The organism is Streptomyces tibetensis (assembly GCF_040647715.1).
In the GTDB taxonomy this organism is placed as follows: domain Bacteria; phylum Actinomycetota; class Actinomycetes; order Streptomycetales; family Streptomycetaceae; genus Streptomyces; species Streptomyces tibetensis_A.
This window is the reverse complement of record NZ_JBEZCR010000011.1, coordinates 115,682-132,910: the sequence shown is the minus strand read 5'-3', so window position 1 is coordinate 132,910 and position 17,229 is coordinate 115,682. Positions and strand designations below refer to the sequence as shown.

At 72.0% G+C, this 17,229-nt stretch carries 16 protein-coding genes; 6 read left to right on the top strand and 10 right to left on the bottom strand.

What is annotated here, in order from left to right:
• Positions 1-48: 48 nt before the first annotated feature.
• Positions 49-756 carry a TIGR03943 family putative permease subunit gene (locus AB0B29_RS27840; RefSeq protein ID WP_362244205.1) on the bottom strand — a complete coding sequence of 236 codons (708 nt, stop codon included), beginning with the start codon at positions 754-756 and terminating at the stop codon, positions 49-51.
• Positions 753-1,883 (bottom strand): permease, encoded by a 1,131-nt coding sequence (locus AB0B29_RS27835; RefSeq protein WP_436845891.1) that lies wholly within the window; start codon positions 1,881-1,883, stop codon positions 753-755. The genes AB0B29_RS27840 and AB0B29_RS27835 overlap by 4 nt, the downstream gene beginning before the upstream one ends.
• Before the next feature lie 149 nt (positions 1,884-2,032).
• On the opposite strand from AB0B29_RS27835, the gene AB0B29_RS27830 reads away from it, so the two are divergent.
• Positions 2,033-3,925, top strand: coding sequence for a potassium channel family protein (locus AB0B29_RS27830; RefSeq protein ID WP_362244359.1), 1,893 nt, complete (start codon positions 2,033-2,035; stop codon positions 3,923-3,925).
• A gap of 101 nt (positions 3,926-4,026) precedes the next feature.
• Here the strand turns inward: AB0B29_RS27830 and AB0B29_RS27825 are convergent, their stop codons facing one another.
• On the bottom strand, positions 4,027-5,892 hold the full coding sequence (locus tag AB0B29_RS27825) for a S9 family peptidase (RefSeq protein ID WP_362244203.1): 1,866 nt from the start codon (positions 5,890-5,892) through the stop codon (positions 4,027-4,029).
• A 102-nt stretch (positions 5,893-5,994) separates the two neighbouring features.
• On the opposite strand from AB0B29_RS27825, the gene AB0B29_RS27820 reads away from it, so the two are divergent.
• Together AB0B29_RS27820 and AB0B29_RS27815 are read left to right on the top strand one after the other, a co-directional pair.
• On the top strand, positions 5,995-6,819 hold the full coding sequence (locus tag AB0B29_RS27820) for a class I SAM-dependent methyltransferase (RefSeq protein WP_362244202.1): 825 nt from the start codon (positions 5,995-5,997) through the stop codon (positions 6,817-6,819).
• Positions 6,820-6,917: 98 nt separating this feature from the next.
• Complete coding sequence (locus tag AB0B29_RS27815; protein ID WP_362244201.1) at positions 6,918-7,712, top strand: SURF1 family protein; 795 nt, start codon at positions 6,918-6,920, stop codon at positions 7,710-7,712.
• A 208-nt stretch (positions 7,713-7,920) separates the two neighbouring features.
• On the opposite strand, the gene AB0B29_RS27810 is transcribed toward AB0B29_RS27815, so the two are convergent.
• The 4 genes from AB0B29_RS27810 to AB0B29_RS27795 form a co-directional block, all read right to left on the bottom strand.
• Positions 7,921-9,090, bottom strand: a complete 1,170-nt coding sequence (locus AB0B29_RS27810; RefSeq protein ID WP_362244200.1) for a hypothetical protein — start codon at positions 9,088-9,090, stop codon at positions 7,921-7,923.
• Positions 9,087-9,662, bottom strand: coding sequence for a SigE family RNA polymerase sigma factor (locus tag AB0B29_RS27805; RefSeq protein ID WP_107456234.1), 576 nt, complete (start codon positions 9,660-9,662; stop codon positions 9,087-9,089). Before AB0B29_RS27805 ends, AB0B29_RS27810 begins: the two co-directional genes overlap by 4 nt.
• Before the next feature lie 518 nt (positions 9,663-10,180).
• Positions 10,181-11,266 (bottom strand): aspartate-semialdehyde dehydrogenase, encoded by a 1,086-nt coding sequence (locus AB0B29_RS27800; protein ID WP_362244199.1) that lies wholly within the window; start codon positions 11,264-11,266, stop codon positions 10,181-10,183.
• On the bottom strand, positions 11,266-12,555 hold the full coding sequence (locus AB0B29_RS27795; protein WP_362244198.1) for an aspartate kinase: 1,290 nt from the start codon (positions 12,553-12,555) through the stop codon (positions 11,266-11,268). The genes AB0B29_RS27800 and AB0B29_RS27795 overlap by 1 nt, the downstream gene beginning before the upstream one ends.
• 234 nt (positions 12,556-12,789) lie before the next feature.
• Between AB0B29_RS27795 and AB0B29_RS27790 the strand changes: the two genes are divergently transcribed.
• Both AB0B29_RS27790 and AB0B29_RS27785 read left to right on the top strand, forming a co-directional pair.
• Positions 12,790-13,554 carry a response regulator transcription factor gene (locus AB0B29_RS27790; protein ID WP_362244197.1) on the top strand — a complete coding sequence of 255 codons (765 nt, stop codon included), beginning with the start codon at positions 12,790-12,792 and terminating at the stop codon, positions 13,552-13,554.
• Entirely contained in the window at positions 13,551-14,909 is a 1,359-nt protein-coding gene (locus AB0B29_RS27785; protein WP_362244196.1) for a sensor histidine kinase, read from the top strand. Before AB0B29_RS27790 ends, AB0B29_RS27785 begins: the two co-directional genes overlap by 4 nt.
• A 6-nt stretch (positions 14,910-14,915) precedes the next feature.
• Here the strand turns inward: AB0B29_RS27785 and AB0B29_RS27780 are convergent, their stop codons facing one another.
• Positions 14,916-15,443: an SgcJ/EcaC family oxidoreductase gene (locus tag AB0B29_RS27780; protein WP_362244195.1), complete on the bottom strand. Its 528-nt coding sequence runs from the start codon at positions 15,441-15,443 to the stop codon at positions 14,916-14,918.
• A gap of 172 nt (positions 15,444-15,615) precedes the next feature.
• Between AB0B29_RS27780 and AB0B29_RS27775 the strand changes: the two genes are divergently transcribed.
• The gene (locus AB0B29_RS27775) at positions 15,616-16,452 is read left to right on the top strand and encodes a PhzF family phenazine biosynthesis protein (protein ID WP_362244194.1); all 837 of its coding nucleotides are present in this window, start codon (positions 15,616-15,618) and stop codon (positions 16,450-16,452) included.
• 3 nt (positions 16,453-16,455) lie between these two features.
• Here AB0B29_RS27775 and AB0B29_RS27770 read toward each other — a convergent pair whose 3' ends face one another.
• Both AB0B29_RS27770 and AB0B29_RS27765 read right to left on the bottom strand, forming a co-directional pair.
• Complete coding sequence (locus tag AB0B29_RS27770) at positions 16,456-16,656, bottom strand: DUF397 domain-containing protein (protein WP_362244193.1); 201 nt, start codon at positions 16,654-16,656, stop codon at positions 16,456-16,458.
• The gene (locus tag AB0B29_RS27765; protein WP_362244192.1) at positions 16,653-17,186 is read right to left on the bottom strand and encodes a DUF5753 domain-containing protein; all 534 of its coding nucleotides are present in this window, start codon (positions 17,184-17,186) and stop codon (positions 16,653-16,655) included. The genes AB0B29_RS27770 and AB0B29_RS27765 overlap by 4 nt, the downstream gene beginning before the upstream one ends.
• Positions 17,187-17,229: the final 43 nt, after the last annotated feature.

The window sequence follows — 17,229 nt, the reverse complement described above, 5'->3', positions numbered from 1 at the left end:
TCAGCGGTCTTCTCCGAGTACCCCAAAGAGGCTTCTCCACACCGTAGTTCAGGAGTTCCACGTCTCGTCGTAGGGGTCGTGCGGGGTGGGGACCGGCCTCGCGGTCGTCACCTCGAGGTAGGGGATGGGGCCGTTGTTGACCGGGTCCTTGGTGCGGCGGGGGGTGTAGGTGCCCGTGATCTCCAGCCAGGTGTCCGGGCTCAGGACCGGCGGGGTGTTGCCGGTGAGGGCGATCTTGACCGGCTGTGCGTCGGCGGCGCAGCAGTTGAGGCCCATGCGGACCAGGTAGGGGGCGCCGGTCCGGTCCAGGGTGACGAAGCCGGTGATCTTCAGCTCGCGGTCGTGGAGGGCGCGGCCGTCGTCGTAGATCGCGCGGCCGGCGTAGTCCGCCACGGCCAGGCGCAGGGGGGCGTCGCCGGTGGGGAGGGCCGGGAAGCCGAAGGGTTTCGTCAGGGCCGTACCGGTGTGCGCCGCGCTGTAGGAGCCCAGGGCCGGCGGGGCGACCAGGATCAGGGCGAGGACCGGGAGCGTGAGGAGCCAGGAGACACGGGGTTCGCGGTGGTGGTCGTGTGCGGGCTTGCCGCGGCGGTCGTACCAGAGGGTGGCCGCCGCCGTGGCGATGAGGACCGCGCCCGCCAGGAGGACCAGGGGGCGCAGGCCCTCCTTGACGTAACGCAGGTAGAGGTCGGTCGTGCCGGCGTGCAGGAGGGTCGCGCCGAGCAGGAAGAGGAGGGCCGTCTGGGCCAGGCGGTTCACAGCAGGACCGTTCCGGTCAGGGCCGACACGACGACGGCCAGGGCGAAGGTCGCGGGGGCGAAGCGCAGGGCGAAGGAGCGGCCGAAGGTGCCCGCCTGCATCGCGAAGAGCTTCAGGTCGATCATCGGGCCGACGACCAGGAACGTCAGACGGGCCGTCAGGGAGAACTGGGTCAGGGACGCCGCCACGAACGCGTCCGCCTCCGAGCAGATGGAGAGCAGGACGGCCAGGACCGCGAGGACCAGGACCGACAGCACGGGGTGGCCGGCCGCGAGGCTCAGCCACCCCGCGGGGACGACGGCCTTGAGGGTGGCCGCGGCCATCGCGCCGATCACCAGGAAACCGCCCGCGTGCGTCACGTCGTGGCGGACCGAGCCCCAGAAGGCCGCTCCCCGGCCCTGCCCCTCGTGCGACGCGCGGGCCGGGGGACGGAGCCAGTCCGTACGGCCGAGCCGGTGCCAGAGCCAGCCCATCGAGCAGGCCACCAGCAGGCTCGCGACGAAGCGGGCCAGGACCATCTCCGGGTTGCCGGGGAACGCCACGGCCGTCGCCGTCAGCACGATCGGGTTGATGGCGGGCGCCGACAGGAGGAAGGCCAGGGCCGCCGCCGGGGTGACCCCGCGGCGGACCAGAGCACCGGCCACCGGCACGGACGCGCACTCGCAGCCCGGCAGCACCGCGCCCGCCGCGCCCGCGACCGGCACCGCGAGGGCCGGGTGCTTCGGCAGGGCCCGGGCGAAGAACGACGGCGGCACGAACACCGCGATGGCCGCCGACAGCAGCACCCCGAGCACCAGGAACGGCAGCGCCTGGACCATGACCGCGACGAACACCGTCATCCAGCTCTGCATCACCGGTGCGGCCAGGGCTCCGCGGACCGGGTCCTGGAACATCACCGCCGTGAGCAGCAGAAGGGTCAGCAGGAGAGGCGAGTTGAGATACCGGCCCTCCTCCTTGCCGGTGTCCGTCCCGTGGTTCTCGAGCGCGCCCGGACCGGCATCCCGCCCCGGGTCCGTCCCGGTGCCGCTGCCCGCGGCCGCCCCGGCGTCGCCGGGCTCAGCGCTGTGCTGCGGGGCTCTGTTCGTGATGGCCACGGGCCCGGTACCTCCGGTGGTGCGCGAGGGCATTCCCCATTCCCTCCCCTTGCGTACGGGCGGCGACGGCCGGGCGTTCACGTCACGCCGTCCCCTTCTGGAACCGGTCGTCCCGGTGAGGCAGTCTTCTCCTCGTGGGGAGCGTTCCGAACCAAGGTCAGCCGAGTGATCCGGCCACGCACATGATCGTGTGCGGTGACGACGGCCTCGCGCACCGGCTGGCCGCCGAACTCCGCGGCGTCTACGCGGAGCAGGTCACGCTGGTCGTGCCGCCCTCCGGGCGACGTGTGCGGCAGCCCGTGGTCGGACGGGCCCGGGCCGCCTCGGCCGCGCTGCTGGACCGGGTCGTGAACGCGGCCGTCAACCGGACCGGCGCGAGCGGCGAACCGGCCGCGAACGAACAGGTCGTGGAAGCCCCGGAGATCACCGAGGCGGTGCTCACCGAGGTGGGCGCCGACCGGGCGGCGGCGCTCGCGCTCGTCTTCGACGACGACGAGACCAACATCCGCGCAGCCCTCACGGCCCGCCGCCTCAATCCCCGCATCCGCCTCGTACTGCGGCTCTACAACCGGCGGTTGGGCCAGCACATCGAGGAACTGCTGGACCAGACTGCCGCCGTCGCCGCCGGGGAGGGTCAGGGAGCGGGCCTGGACGCGTCGACGACGGTGCTGTCCGACGCGGACACGGCCGCGCCCGCACTGGCCGCCACCGCTCTCGTCGGCACGAGCAAGGTCGTCCAGACGGAAGGGCTCGTGCTGCGGGCGGTCGAACGGCAGCCGCCGCGGCCGGGCGAGGTGGCCGACCCGGGTCTGTGCACCCTGGCACTGCTGTCGGCGACGAGCAACGACCCGGCCGGCGCGGACGGTTCGGAGGGCAGCGGGGAGCACGGGCCGCATCTGCTGCCCGACGAGGCGGCGGTGGCGTCGGCGACCGGGCGCGGGACCGTCGTCCTGGAGCAGGTGTCGTACTCGGGGCCGTCCCTGCCCGCGGGCCGGGGCGGTGTGCCGCCGTTCGCCTCGCTGTTCTCGCGGCGGCTGCGGTGGTCGCTGGCCGGGCTGGTGGGCTGTGTACTGGCGCTCGCCGTCGGGTTGATGGTCGTGACCGGCGAGCATCCGCTGTACGCGACGTACATCACGCTGCTCGATCTCTTCGGCATCAACGATCCCGCGCTCCACCAGTCGACCGCCCGGCAGGTGCTGCAACTGCTGTCCGGCCTGGTGGGGTTGTTGTTGCTGCCGGTGCTGCTGGCAGCGGTGCTGGAAGCGCTGGGCACGTTCCGCAGCGCGTCCGCGCTGCGCAAGCCGCCCCGGGGGCTCGGCGGGCATGTGGTGCTGCTCGGGCTCGGCAAGATCGGGACGCGCGTGCTGACGCGGCTGCGTGAACTGAACATCCCGGTGGTGTGCGTGGAGTCCGACCCGGAGGCGCGGGGCCTGGCCACGGCGCGACGGCTGCGGGTGCCGGTGGTGCTCGGGGACGTCACGCAGGAGGGCGTGCTGGAAGCCGCGAAGATCCACCGCGCCCATGCGCTGCTGGCGCTGACCAGCGCGGACACGACGAATCTGGAGGCGTCGCTGTACGCGCGGTCGGTACGGCCCGACCTGCGGGTCGTACTGCGGCTGTACGACGACGACTTCGCGACGGCCGTGTACCGGACGCTGCGGGCCGCGCACCCGCACGCCCTGACGCGGAGCCGGAGTGTGTCGCATCTGGCCGCGCCCGCGTTCGCCGGGGCGATGATGGGACGGCAGATCCTGGGCGCGATCCCGGTGGAGCGGCGGGTGCTGCTGTTCGCCGAGGTGGATGTGGCCGGGCATCCGCAACTGGAGGGGCGGACGGTCGGCGAGGCGTTCCGGGCCGGGGCCTGGCGGGTGCTGGCGCTCAACACGTCACCTCCCGGGGGACGTCGGGGAGAGGCCGATCCCCCGGGTGAGGAGCGGGTGCCGGCTTCGGGGCTGGTGTGGGATCTGCCTCCTACGTATGTGCTGGGCCCCGGGGACCGGGTGGTGCTGGCGGCGACCCGACGAGGGCTCGCGGAGCTGCTGGGTCGGAGGAGGCGGGAGCGGGCGGGGGCATGACGCCGAGCGCCCCCGGGGACGCGAAGCGACCCAAGGGGCGCGGGGAACTGCGCGATCAGCCACACCCGTCCCGCAGCCGCCGAACCACCCCCACCCCCGGTCTACTGGGCGCCCGGCACCCTCTTCAGGTGCCGCTGCGCGAACTCCAGCTCCAGCCGCACCTGCTTGATCCGTTCGTCCACCACCAGCGACCCGTGCCCGGCGTCGTAGCGGTACACCTCGTGCACCGCGCCCCGCGCCTCCAGCCGCTTGACGTAGTTCTCGATCTGCCGGATCGGGCAGCGCGGGTCGTTGACCCCCGCCGAGATGTAGACCGGCGCCTTGACCCGGTCGACGTACGTGAGCGGGGACGAGGCCTCGAAGCGCTCGGGCACCTCCTCCGGGGTGCCGCCGAGGAGCGTGCGGTCCATCGCCTTCAGCGCTTCCATCTCGTCGTGGTACGCCGTGACGTAGTCGGCGACGGGCACCGCCGCGATGCCGAGGGTCCACGCGTCGGGCTGGACGCCGAGGCCGAGGAGCGTGAGGTAGCCGCCCCAGGAGCCGCCGGTGAGGATCAGGCGGTCGGGGTCGGCGACACCGGAGGCGACGGCCCACTCGCGGACCGCGGCGATGTCCTCCAGTTCGATGAGGCCGACGCGGTGCTTCAGGGCGTCCGTCCAGGCACGGCCGTAGCCCGTGGAACCGCGGTAGTTGACACGGATCACCGCGTAGCCGTGGTCCACCCAGGCCGCGGGGCCCGCCGCGAAGGAGTCGCTGTCGTGCCAGGTGGGGCCGCCGTGGATGTCGAAGACCGTGGGGAACGGTCCGCTGCCGCCCTCCGGCTTCTGCACGAGGGCGTGGATACGGCCTCCCGGGCCCTCCACCCACACGTCCTCCACCGGCACCGAGCCGGGCGACTTCATGCCGGGCGGGTCGAGCACGACACCGCCCGTCGTGGAGCGCACCGCCGACGGCTCGGCCGACGAGGACCAGAGGAACTCCACGCTGCCGTCGGGCCGGGCCGTCGCACCGGACACCGTGCCCTTCGGGGTCGGGATCTCCGTCAGGGTGCGGCCCGACAGGTCGTAGCGGAACAGCTCGCTGCGGGCCTCGAAGCTGTGGGCGATGAGCAGGCCGCTGCCGTCCGGGTACCACTCGGCGCTGACGTCGCCCGGAAGTTCCAGCGCCAGGTCCGTCTCCTCGCCGGTGGCCACGTCCCACACCAGGGGCTCCCAGCGCCCGCGCCGCTGGTGGCCGATGAGCAGGCGCGTGTCGCCTTCGACGGGGGCGAAACCGAGGACCTCCAGGCCCAGCTCGCGGGTGCCGCCCTCGGTGTCGTCGAGGTCGGCGACCGCCGTGCCGTCGGGGCGCAGGACGCGCAGCGCCGAGTGCATCGCGTCACCGTGCTCGGTGTGCTCGACGGCGATGAGCGAGCCGTCGTGGGAGAGGTCGCCGACGCCGGCCGACTCGCGGTGGCGGTAGATCTCCACCGGGTCCTCGCCGGTGCCGACGAGGTGGATGGTCGTGCCGTCCTCGTCGGTGGAGCGGCCGACGACCGCCGTGCGCCCGTCGCGGCCGAGGGCGAGGCCCGCCGGGTAGGAGGCCTCCAGACCCGCGGCGGCCGGTTCGTCCGCACCGCCCTCGAAGGGCTGCCGGCGCCATACGCCGAACTCGTCGCCGTCCTTGTCGTCGAACCACCAGATCCACGCGCCGTCCGGGGACAGCACGCCGTCCGTCGTGCCGTTGGGCCGGTCCGTCACCTGGCGCTGCTCGCCGGTCGACCGGTCCCAGGCGTACAGCTCGTACGTGCCCGTGGCGTTCGAGACGAAAAGGGAGCGGTCCGGCGCGTCCTCCGCCCAGTCGGGCAGGGACACCCGGGGTGCCCGAAAGCGCTTCTCCCAGTCCGGCATCCGCTCCTGCCGCCCCGCCTGTACCGCTTGCTGCTGGTCCCGCTGATCCCGCTCGTCGGACCCGTTGCTCTCAGTCATGGCCCCATACTGCCCGCCCGGACCGACAATTCGCTCGCGAGGTCCCCAGCCTGTGGATAACCTCCACCGGTCCCCCTCCGAGCAGGTCAGGAGTCCCCTCGCATGTACTCCCCCACCCCCACCGACTGGAACGAGGCCAACCGCGCCCACTGGGACGAGCGCGTCCCGCTGCACGTCGCCGGTGACTTCTACGACCTGGACGCCTTCCGGGCCGGTCAGGACCCCTTGCGCGACTTCGAGCTCGCCGAGGTGGGCGAGGTCGGCAACCGCTCTCTGCTGCATCTGCAGTGCCACATCGGTCTCGACACGCTGTCCTGGGCCCGGCACGGCGCCGCCCGGGTCGTCGGCCTGGACTTCTCCGGGCCCGCGGTCGACCTGGCCCGCGGTCTCGCACGCGACCTGGGTCTCGGCCCGGACCGGGCGGCGTTCGTGGCGGCGGACGTGTACGACGCGGCGTCCGCGGTCCCGGACCCGTCGTACGACATCGTGTACACCGGCGGCGGCGCGTTGTGCTGGCTGCCCGACATCGGGCGCTGGGCGCAGACCGCGGCGTCGCTGGTGGCGCCCGGCGGGTTCCTCTACCTCGCCGAGTTCCACCCGCTCACCGACGTGCTGGACGACGAGACCGGCTCGCGGATCGTGCACGACTACTTCGCCCGCGACGCCTGGATCGAGGAGAGCGCCGGGTCGTACGGGGCCGAGGGTGCCGAGTTCACCCACGGCCGGCGGGTGGAGTGGCAGCATCCGGTCGGCGAGGTCGTCTCGGCGCTCGCGGCGGCCGGGCTGCGGATCGAGTTCCTGCACGAGCACGACGTGTCGCTGTTCCGGCGGTTCGGGAACTTCGAGCGGCGGGACGGCTACTTCCGCTTCCCCGAGGGCCGGCCCCGGATTCCGCTGATGTACTCGATCCGGGCGCGAAAGGACTGACCGCGGGGGGCCGCGCGGCCGTCCGGAACCGTCCGACGGGCCCGCTCCGCCCCGACCCCGCGGGCCGGGGCCGCCCGACACCCCCGTACCGTGGGGGTGTGTACCGGTTTCTGCTGACGCCCCGTTGGTGGGGGATCAACGTCTTCGTGCTGTTGTCCATCCCCTTCTGCATCTTCATGGGGTCCTGGCAGCTGAGCCGGTTCGAGGACCGGGTGCAGGACCATCACAACGCGACCGAGCAGGTCTCCGAGGCCCGGCACGAGGCGCCCCGGCCGCTGAAGGACATGCTGCCGGTGGACAAGGCGACCTCGGGGAAGCTGGTCACCGCGAGCGGGCGGTACGGCAGGCAGCTGCTGGTGCCCGGGCGGGAGCTCGACGGCAAGCAGGGCTTCTACGTGCTGACGCTGCTGCGGACCGACTCGGGCGAGGCGCTGCCGGTGGTGCGCGGATGGCTGCCCGGGACTGCCGGCGCGGCGAAGGTTCCCGCGCCGCCGTCCGGTGAGGTCACGGTCACCGGGGCACTGCAGGCCTCGGAGACGCCCGGGGACAACGGGGTCAGCGCGCAGGGCGGCCTGCCGGCCGGGCAGACCGCGGCGATCAGCGCGGCGTCCCTGGTCAACCTGGTGCCGTACGACGTGTACGACGCGTGGGTCACCCTGTCGAAGGGCGACGCGGGCATGAAGGCCGTGCCGGCTGCGGCGCCGCCGGACTCGGGCCTGGACCTGAAGGCGTTCCAGAACCTGGGCTACACCGCCGAGTGGTTCGCCTTCGTGGGATTCGTGATCTTCATGTGGTTCCGGTTGCTGCGGCGCGAGGTGGAGTTCGCGCGGGACGCGGAGCTGGGTCTGGTCGCGGACGAGGAGCCCGTCACCGCGGACGCCGCTGTGAAGTGAACGGCGCCTCCGCCCGGTCCGGGCGGGTTCGCCCGCCTGAGCCTGGTGGAGCCGCGCGCCCGGTACAGCTGAGGCCGCACGCCGCGCCGCGTGAAGCCCCCCGCCCGGTGCAGGCGCATCGAGGCCAGATCGAAGGGGACGTCGGCGCGGTCTGAGGCCGCACACCGCGCCGGGTGAACCCACGGCCCCCGACGGGCCGCGCCTCCGCCTACGATCCCGCCAGCACGCCCGTCCAGTACACCGTGCCCGCGCACGCGTTGGACACCGTCACCGAGCTCGCGCCCGAGCCGGTGGCCGGGGTGTACGTCACCGCCACACTGCCGTCGACCGTGCCGTCCTCCCTGACCAGCTGGGGGGCCGCGCCCGTGTCGCCGCCGGTGGAGGTGCCGGCCGTGGTCGTCGGGTCCTCCGACGGGGTCGGCTCCGGGCTGGGGTCGGGGCCGCCGACGCTGCCGCCGGGGGTGGGGCAGGTCTCGGAGGGGACCCACGCGAACTTCACGTCGTAGCCGATGCCCGGCTGGAGCACCAGCTGGGCGGCCTCCAGGGACGGGTCGGGCAGCAGACCCGCCGCCGCGTCGCCCGCGGTGTGCCGGGCCGAACCGACCTTGCCGGCGTCGGCCGCGCCCTGCGGCAGCGCGTTGACCGAGCCGGGGCCGGTGACGGTGCAGGCCGCGCCGGAGACGTTGACGACGCGGAAGGAGCCGGAGACCGCGCCCGTGGAGTCGGGGGCGCTGCTGCTTCCGGAGGCGGGGCCGAGCTGGGCGGCGGTGCACGCCGGGATGCCGGCGGCCACGGTGGATGAGGGGCCGGCGCCCTGGGTCGCGCCGGTGGAGGCGCCGGTCCCCTTGCCCTTGCCCTTCTCCTTCTTCTCGCCCTTCTCCTTGCCCTCGGCCTTGCCGGAGGAGCCGCCCGCGGTGCTCTCGCCGCCGTCCGGGCCCTTGCCCTGGCTCGCACCGCCCTGGGCCTGCGAGGTGTGGCCGGCGACGGCCGGGTTGGCCTCGGAGCCGGTGGCGTTGGAGACGTGTACGAGGGCGGGGACGGCCGTGCCGATGAAGAGCGCGGCGGCCGCCATGCCGACGACGGCCTGCCGCTTGCGGGCCCGCCGCTGCGGCACCGCCTTGCGCAGGTAGTCAAGGGTGCCGTCGCGCGGTTCCACCTCCTGCACCACCTGGTGCAACATCGAGCGCAGGTCCAGCTCGTCCGAGTCGAGCCCGTCGGGGCTCTGGTCGTCGGGGCCGTGGTTCACAGTTCCGTTCCCAGCGTGCGATTGCTTCGGATCTTGCCCGTGCCGCCTTGTCGGCGCCTGCCACTCCCGCAGGCGCTCGACCGGCTCGGGGCGGTCGCGCCCGTTGCCGCCCGTGCCGTTGCCGTCACTCATGCCGGCGCCTCCATGGCGATCCGGAGCGCCGCGATACCGCGCGATCCGTAGGCCTTGACGGAGCCGAGGGATATGCCGAGCGTCTCGGCGACCTGCGCCTCGGTCATGTCCGCGAAGTAGCGCAGCACCAGCACCTCGCGCTGGCGGCGCTGCAGCCCCTTCATCGCCTTGATGAGGGAGTCGCGCTCCAGCTGGTCGTAGGCACCTTCCTCGGCGCTGGCCATGTCGGGCATGGGCTTCGACAGCAGCTTCAGGCCGAGGATGCGGCGGCGCAGCGCGGAGCGCGAGAGGTTGACGACGGTCTGGCGCAGGTACGCCAGGGTCTTCTCGGGGTCCCGGACGCGCTTGCGGGCGGAGTGGACACGGATGAACGCCTCCTGGACGACGTCCTCGCAGGAGGCGGTGTCGTCGAGGAGGAGGGCGGCGAGACCCAGCAGCGAGCGGTAGTGCGCGCGGTAGGTCTCGGTGAGGTGGTCGACGGAGGTTCCGGCCGCTACGCCGTCCTCTGCGCCGTCACGCTGGTTGGGTATGCGGGCCGGCCGCGCTGCGGGCACGGGCGCGATCACCGGCATGCCACCGGGCGTACCGGCCATGCGGGGTCGGAGAGCCGCCGGGCGGGGCGGTCGAAGGACCGTGCCGCGCGCCGCACTGAAGTCGAGTACCTCTGCCACGCCTGTTGGACACGCTGACCCCCGTGAGGGTTGTACGTGCCGGGCATCACTTTCACGCCGACCGTCGCCGTTGCCGGTCTACCCGCGTCAGGCAGCACAGTCGATGGTGCGTTCCTGGCCCTCATGCGTCCCGCTCTTCCCTTATATCCAAATGTGAACGGACGTCCCCACGCCCGGTTCCAGGCGTCCCCACGCCTGTAAGCGCTCCCACGGCCGAAGGGCGACCGCAAAGACGCTCCCCGCCCTTCGCGCGGTTGCGGAGAGCGGGGAGGTAAATCCTCTGATGCCGAAGCGCCACCGACAAGTGGTCCGGATCATCGATCGGCTCACATGTCGTGCACAGATCCTACAAACCACCTCTGACATCGGCTGAGGGTTTCGGCGCCGCAGAGCCGCGGGACGCCCGGGAGGCCGCCCGGTCAGGACAGCTCGGCCGCGACCACTTCGGCGATCTGGGCGGTGTTGAGCGCGGAGCCCTTGCGCAGGTTGTCCCCGCACACGAACAGCTCCAGTGCCGTGGGGTCGTCCAGCGCGCGCCGGACCCGTCCGACCCAGGTCGGGTCGGTGCCGACCACGTCGGCGGGGGTCGGGAACTCCCCGGCGGCCGGGTTGTCGAACAGCACCACCCCGGGCGCCGTGGCGAGGATCTCGCGGGCCTTGTCGACGGTGACCTCGCCCTCGAAGCGGGCGTGCACGGTCACCGCGTGCGTGGTGATCACCGGCACCCGGACACAGGTGACGGCCACGGGGAGGCCGGGCAGACCGAGGATCTTGCGGGCCTCGTCCCGTACCTTCAGCTCCTCCGACGACCAGCCGTCCTCGCACGCCGTACCGGTCCAGGGCACGACGTTCAGCGCGACCGGCTCGGGGAAGGGCCCGGTGTCGTCGCCGACGGCCCGCCGCACGTCACCGGGGTGCACGCCCAGCTCCGTGCCCGCGACCAGGGAGAGCTGACGGCGCAGGGTCTCCACCCCGGCGCGTCCGGCACCGCTGACGGCCTGGTACGAGGAGGCGACCAGCTCGCGCAGCCCGAACTCGGCGTGCAGCGCGCCCAGGGCGACGATCATGGAGAGCGTCGTGCAGCTGGGGTTGGCGATGATCCCGCGCGGGCGCATCCGCACGGCGTGCGGGTTGACCTCGGGTACCACGAGCGGCACGTCCGGGTCCATCCGGAACACGCCGGAGTTGTCGACGACCACCGCGCCCTTGGCGACGGCGACGGGCGCCCACCGCTCGGCGACCTCGTCGGGAACGTCGAACATGGCGACGTCCACCCCGTCGAAGGCCTCCTCGGTGAGCGCGAGGACCTCGGTCTCCTCGCCGCGCACGGTCAGCTTGCGGCCGGCCGAGCGCGGGGAGGCGATCAGCCGGATCTCGCCCCAGACGTCGGCCCGCTGGGACAGGATCCGGAGCATGACCGTGCCGACGGCTCCGGTCGCCCCCACCACGGCAAGCGTCGGACGCCCGGACCGTACGGTCCGGGCGTCCAGTCGGAGGTCGGCCATCAGCGGCCGGTGCCCCCGTAGACGACGGCCTCGTCGCTGTCGGAGTCCAGCCCGAACGCGGAGTGCACGGCGCGGACGGCCTCGGGCACGTCGTCGGCGCGCGTGACGACCGAGATGCGGATCTCGGAGGTCGAGATCAGCTCGATGTTCACGCCCGCGTCGGACAGGGCCGTGAAGAAGTCGGCCGTGACGCCCGGGTTGGTCTTCATGCCGGCGCCGACGAGGGAGATCTTGCCGATCTGGTCGTCGTAGCGCAGCGAGTCGAAGCCGATGCCGGCCTTGTTCTTCTCCAGCGCGTCGATGGCCTTGCGGCCCTCGGTCTTCGGCAGCGTGAAGGAGATGTCCGTCAGGCCCGTGGAGGCGGCGGACACGTTCTGCACGACCATGTCGATGTTGATCTCGGCGTTGGCGATCGTGCGGAAGATCGAGGCCGCCTCGCCGGGCTTGTCCGGCACGCCGACGACCGTGACCTTGGCCTCGGAGGTGTCGTGCGCGACACCGGAGATGAGAGCCTGCTCCACCTGCTGTTCCCCTTGCTGTGTCTTGCGAACGACGGGCTCGCTGCTGACCCACGTGCCCTGGAGTCCGCTGAAGCTGGACCGGACGTGGATCGGGATGTTGTACCGGCGGGCGTACTCCACACACCGGTGGAGCAGCACCTTCGACCCGGAGGCGGCCAGTTCGAGCATGTCCTCGAAGGAGATCCAGTCGATCTTCCGGGCCTTCTTCACCACGCGCGGGTCGGCGGTGAACACGCCGTCCACGTCGGTGTAGATCTCGCAGACGTCGGCGTCCAGGGCGGCGGCGAGGGCCACCGCGGTGGTGTCGGAGCCGCCGCGGCCGAGCGTGGTGATGTCCTTGGTGTCCTGGGAGACACCCTGGAAACCGGCCACGATCGCGATGTTGCCCTCGTCCACCGAGGTCTTGATCCGGCCCGGCGTGACGTCGATGATCCGGGCCTTGTTGTGGACCGAGTCGGTGATGACACCCGCCTGGCTGCCGGTGAACGACTGGGCCTCGTGGCCCAGCTTTTTGATCGCCATCGCCAGCAGGGCCATGGAGATCCGCTCTCCGGCGGTCAGCAGCATGTCGAGCTCGCGCCCGGCAGGCATCGGGGAAACCTGCTCGGCGAGATCGATCAGCTCGTCCGTCGTGTCGCCCATCGCGGAAACCACGGCAACCACCTGGTTGCCGTTCTGCTTCGCTTCCACGATCCGCTTGGCGACGCGCTTGATGCCCTCGGCATCGGCTACGGAGGAGCCTCCGTACTTCTGCACGACAAGGCCCACGTGCGCTCCTCGCTCAATCCGTCTCTATCCGCTCATACGCATTCGTACCGCGGTCGGCTCAGTCTAACGAGCGTCCGAATAACCCCTCCGCGATATCGCATGGTGAGATCTCGGGCCGCCCGTCCAGAGTCGCTCATGCCCATCTGGGCACGGGCCACTCGGGAAAGTGCCCGGCGTCACAATCGCACGAGCCCGGCCCCCGGTCGCACAACTTTCAAGCACTAGGGTTCGGCTGTGCGCGTACTCCTGGTGGAAGACGATGAACCGGTCGCCGAGTCACTGCGCCGTGGCCTCAAGCGCTACGGCTTCGAGGTGGAGTGGGTGACCACGGGTGGGGCGGCCCTGCGGCACAAGGGTCCTTATGACGTCGTCCTGCTGGATCTCGGGCTGCCCGACACCGACGGCCTGGACGTCTGCAAGGCGCTGCGCGAGCGGGGTGACGTCCCGATCATCGTGATCAGCGCCCGCAGCGACGAGACGGACCGGGTGGTCGGGCTGGAGCTCGGAGCGGACGACTACGTCTCCAAGCCGTTCGGCGTCCGGGAGGTCATCGCGCGCATCAGGGCGGTCATGCGCCGCACCCGGCCCCACGCCCCCTCGGGGACGCCCGGCACCGGCCCCGACCGCTACGGCAGCCGCCTGACGATCGACCGCAAGGCCGCCCGGGTGCGCCTGGACGGCGAGGAGGTCTCCCTCGCGCCCAAGGAGTACGACCTGCTGGCCTTCCTCACCGAGGAACCCGGAGCACTGATGTCGCGCGAACAGATCATGGAAGCGGTCTGGGACGCGAACTGGTTCGGCCCGACGAAGACGCTGGACGTGCACGTGGCGGCGCTGCGCCGCAAGCTCGCCGGGGCGATCACCATCGAGGCGGTGCGCGGGGTCGGCTTCCGGCTGGAGATCGACGGGGACGCCGGCACGGACCGCGACGGCGGCTCCGGCGGGGGCGGCGTCGCAGGCGGTACCGGCAGGCCGGGCGGGAGCGACGCCGCCTCATGATCAGGCAGCTCGTCCGTAGTTACGTCCTGCTCGTCGCGGTCGCGATCGCGCTGTTCACCGTGCCGGTGGCGTTCACGCTCACGGATCAGCTGCGCGACGACACCAGGTCGGCCGTCACGCGCGAGGCCGACGCCATGGCCCTGCTGCTCGGCGACGGCCGTGCCGCCTCGTGCCAGGCGCTGGAGGAGATGGCCAGGGCCTACGACGACGAGATCCAGGTGACCCGCACGGCGAACTGCCCCGCGAACCTGCCGCGGCCCACCCCGGACGCGGCCCTGGCCAGGGCCCTGAAGGACGGCACCCCCACGACGGACTGGGGCTCCTCCTTCATCTGGGGCCCCGAACTGGTGATCACCGTGCCCGCGCGGGCGGCCGGTACGGACCGGGTCGTCGGCGCCGTACGCATCGTGTACTCGACCGGTGAGATGACCAGCCGGCTGTGGCAGATCTGGGGCTTCCGGGCGGTCCTCGCCGTGCTCGTCCTCGGCGTGGCCGCCCTGCTCGGCGTCGGCGTGGCCCGGCGCCTCACCCGGCCGTTGCGCCAGCTCAACGACATGGCCAGCAAGTTCAGCGACGGCGATCTGACCGCCCGCTCCCCCGTGACGGGCCCGCCCGAGACCCAGACCCTGGCGCGCACCCTCAACCAGGGCGCCGAACGCCTGGACACGCTGATCGCGGCCCAGCGCATCTTCGTCGCCGACGCCTCCCACCAACTGCGCACCCCGCTCACGGCGTTGCGGCTGTCCCTGGACAACATCGCCGACGGCACGGACGACGAGTTCGTGCGGGAGGACGTGGAGCAGGCGACCGCGGAGGTCGTGCGGATGAGTCGGCTGGTCAGCGGGCTGCTGGTGCTGGCCCGCGCCGAGGCGAAGGTGACGGCGGCCGAGCCGCTCCCGCTGCTGGACGTCGTGCGGGAGCGGCTCGCCGTGTGGAGGCCGGCCGCCGACGAGCGCGGTGTCACCATCGCGCTCAGGGGGAGTACCGACGGCCGGCCGTCCGTGCTGTCCAGCCCCGGTCATCTGGACCAGATGCTGGACAACGTGCTCTCCAACGCCCTGGAGGTCTCGCCCGACGGCGGGACGATCACCGTGCGGGTGGAACCCCGGGGCGAGGTCGTGGAGATCCGGGTCCTGGACGAGGGGCCCGGTATGTCGGACGCCGAGAAGTCCCGCGCCTTCGACCGGTTCTGGCGGGGCCAGGGCCTGACCGGGAAGTCCGGCTCCGGTCTCGGTCTCGCCGTCGTCAGGCAGCTGGTGACGGACGACGGCGGGACGGTGGCCCTGGCGGACGGGCCGGACGGCGGCGGCCTGTGCGTGACGATCACGCTACGGGCGTCCCACCGCGGCGGCTGACCGGGCTCAGCCCTGCGGCATCTTCGAGGAGTGGTGGTTGACGATCAACCACTTCCCGTTCGGCTGCTTCTCGTAGGCGTAGGTGTAGCGGGCCTTGACGGTGCTCTTCTCGCCCGTCTCGTGGTCGGTGAGCGCGAACTCGTAGACGCCGGTGTCGATGACGGTGTCGCGGTCGAGGACGTTGACGACGGACTCGACCTTCGTCCCGTGGGGCTTGTTCTGCAGGAAGTGCTCGAAGTAGTCGACGATCTCGGCTCTGTCGGTGCGGACCTGGTTGGAGACCGTCGGCAGCAGCACCGCGTCCTTCGCGTACAGGTCGGCGACCTTCCTCGGGTCACCGGTCTGCAGCGCGGTGTTCCAGTCGTCGAACAGCCCGAGCACCTGTGCCTTGGTCATGGGCTTGGCGTGCTTCTGGCCCGTGCTCCGCGCGTCCGCTCCGGCGACCCCGGCTCCGAGAGCGAGGGTGCCGGCGGCCAGGACCGCGGTGACGGTGGCGGCGGCTGCTGTGCGTCGGCGGGCGGGGCGGCGGTCCATGACATCTCCCATGGGGTCGAGACGAGTCTGCTTCCCTCCGCGTTCTCCGCGGTGGAAGTGACTCCAGCCTCGCGTTCCACCGGCCAGGGGCCGTGCAGCCCGCGTACAGGGGACGTACAAGGAGCATCCAAATCACGCGGCGTGAGGGGGCGTCGGGCGCTACGGTCGGCCCATGGAGATCTTGCGCTACGTGGCGTTCAGCACGGATCCCGAGGGCGGCAACCCCGCGGGGGTGGTGCTCGACGCGAGCGGCGCCGCCGACGCGGCGATGCTGGCGGCGGCCGCCGAAGTCGGCTACTCGGAGACCGCGTTCGTGACGGACTCCGGCGAAGGCACCATGGACGTGCGGTACTTCAGCCCGCTCGCCGAGGTGCCGTTCTGCGGCCACGCGACGATCGCCACGGCCGTGGCGATCGCGGAGCGGCACGGCACCGGTCGGCTGCTGCTGCGCACTCCCGCGGGCCCGGTCACCGTCACCACCGACCGGGCGGCGGACGGCAGCCTCGTGGCGACGCTGGTGAGCGTCGCGCCGCGCAGCGTCCCGCTCGAGGAGGGCGACCTCGCCGAGCTGCTGACGATCCTGGGCTGGTCGGCCAACGACCTGGACCCGGCGCTGCCGCCCCGGGTCGCCTACGCCGGGGCGTGGCACCCGGTCATCGCCGCGGCGAGCCGCGAGCGGCTGGCGGACCTGGACTACGACATGCCCGCGCTGACCGCCCTCATGGCCCGCCGGGACTGGACCACGATCGACCTGGTCTGGCGGGAGTCATCCACCGTCTTCCACGCCCGCAACCCGTTCCCGCCCGGCGGTGTGGTCGAGGACCCGGCGACGGGAGCGGCGGCGGCCGCGTTCGGCGGCTACCTGCGCGAGTTCGGCCTCGTACCGACCCCTGCCACTCTGACGGTCCACCAGGGCACGGACCTGGGCCGTCCCAGCCTGATCACCGTGACGGTACCGGCGGAACCGGGCACGGGCATCGGCGTGACGGGGACGGCCGTACGGATCTGATCTTCAGCGGCTCAGTGGGCTAGGGCGCAACGGCCGAACCGCTGAGAGAAACGCCGTCCAGGCGGGTGCGGTGACGTGGAGTTGAGGGCCTGCGGGATTCTTGGAGTCGCGGATGTGGACCGCGGCTGACAGGGCGACTTCGAGGCAGGCGCCGCCCTCGGAGTCGCTGTAGCTCGACTTGATCCAGCGCTGTTGGTCATTCATGACTGATCCACCATCCGCTCGATGAAACGCACGGACTCGCCCGGACTGAGAGCCTGCGCGCGGATCATGCTAAGCCGCTCCGTAGCGCGACTGACAGCCCCTGGTTCGGTCGTCATCTCACTGCCCAACTGGCCTTCGGCATAGGCGAAACGCTCGTGGTCACGCGTTTCCAGCAACACCAGGGGTCCCAGAAGTGCTGCGGTGATGGCTCTTTCAAAGGGCAGGACCTGTACCACGACGTTCCTCAGCCGGGAGACCTCCAGCAGGCGGTGCAGCTGTTCACCGTCCACCTGCGAACTGCGCAGTGCCGCCTCGTAGATGACGAAGCAGAGGGCCACTGGTGGCTTCCGTTCGGTGAGGATCACCTGCCTCTCCAGGCGGGCGGCGATCCGTTCCTCCGTCGTCTCCGCGTCCAGGGGCGGAACATGATTCTCGATGAGTGTTTGTGCGTAGCGCTTGGTCTGCAACAAGCCGGGGATGTACATGGCTTCGTACCACCAGAGACTGATCGCCTCCCGCTCCCTCTCCATGAAGTCCTGCGCCCGCGCCGGGAACTTCTCCCTCCGCAGGTAC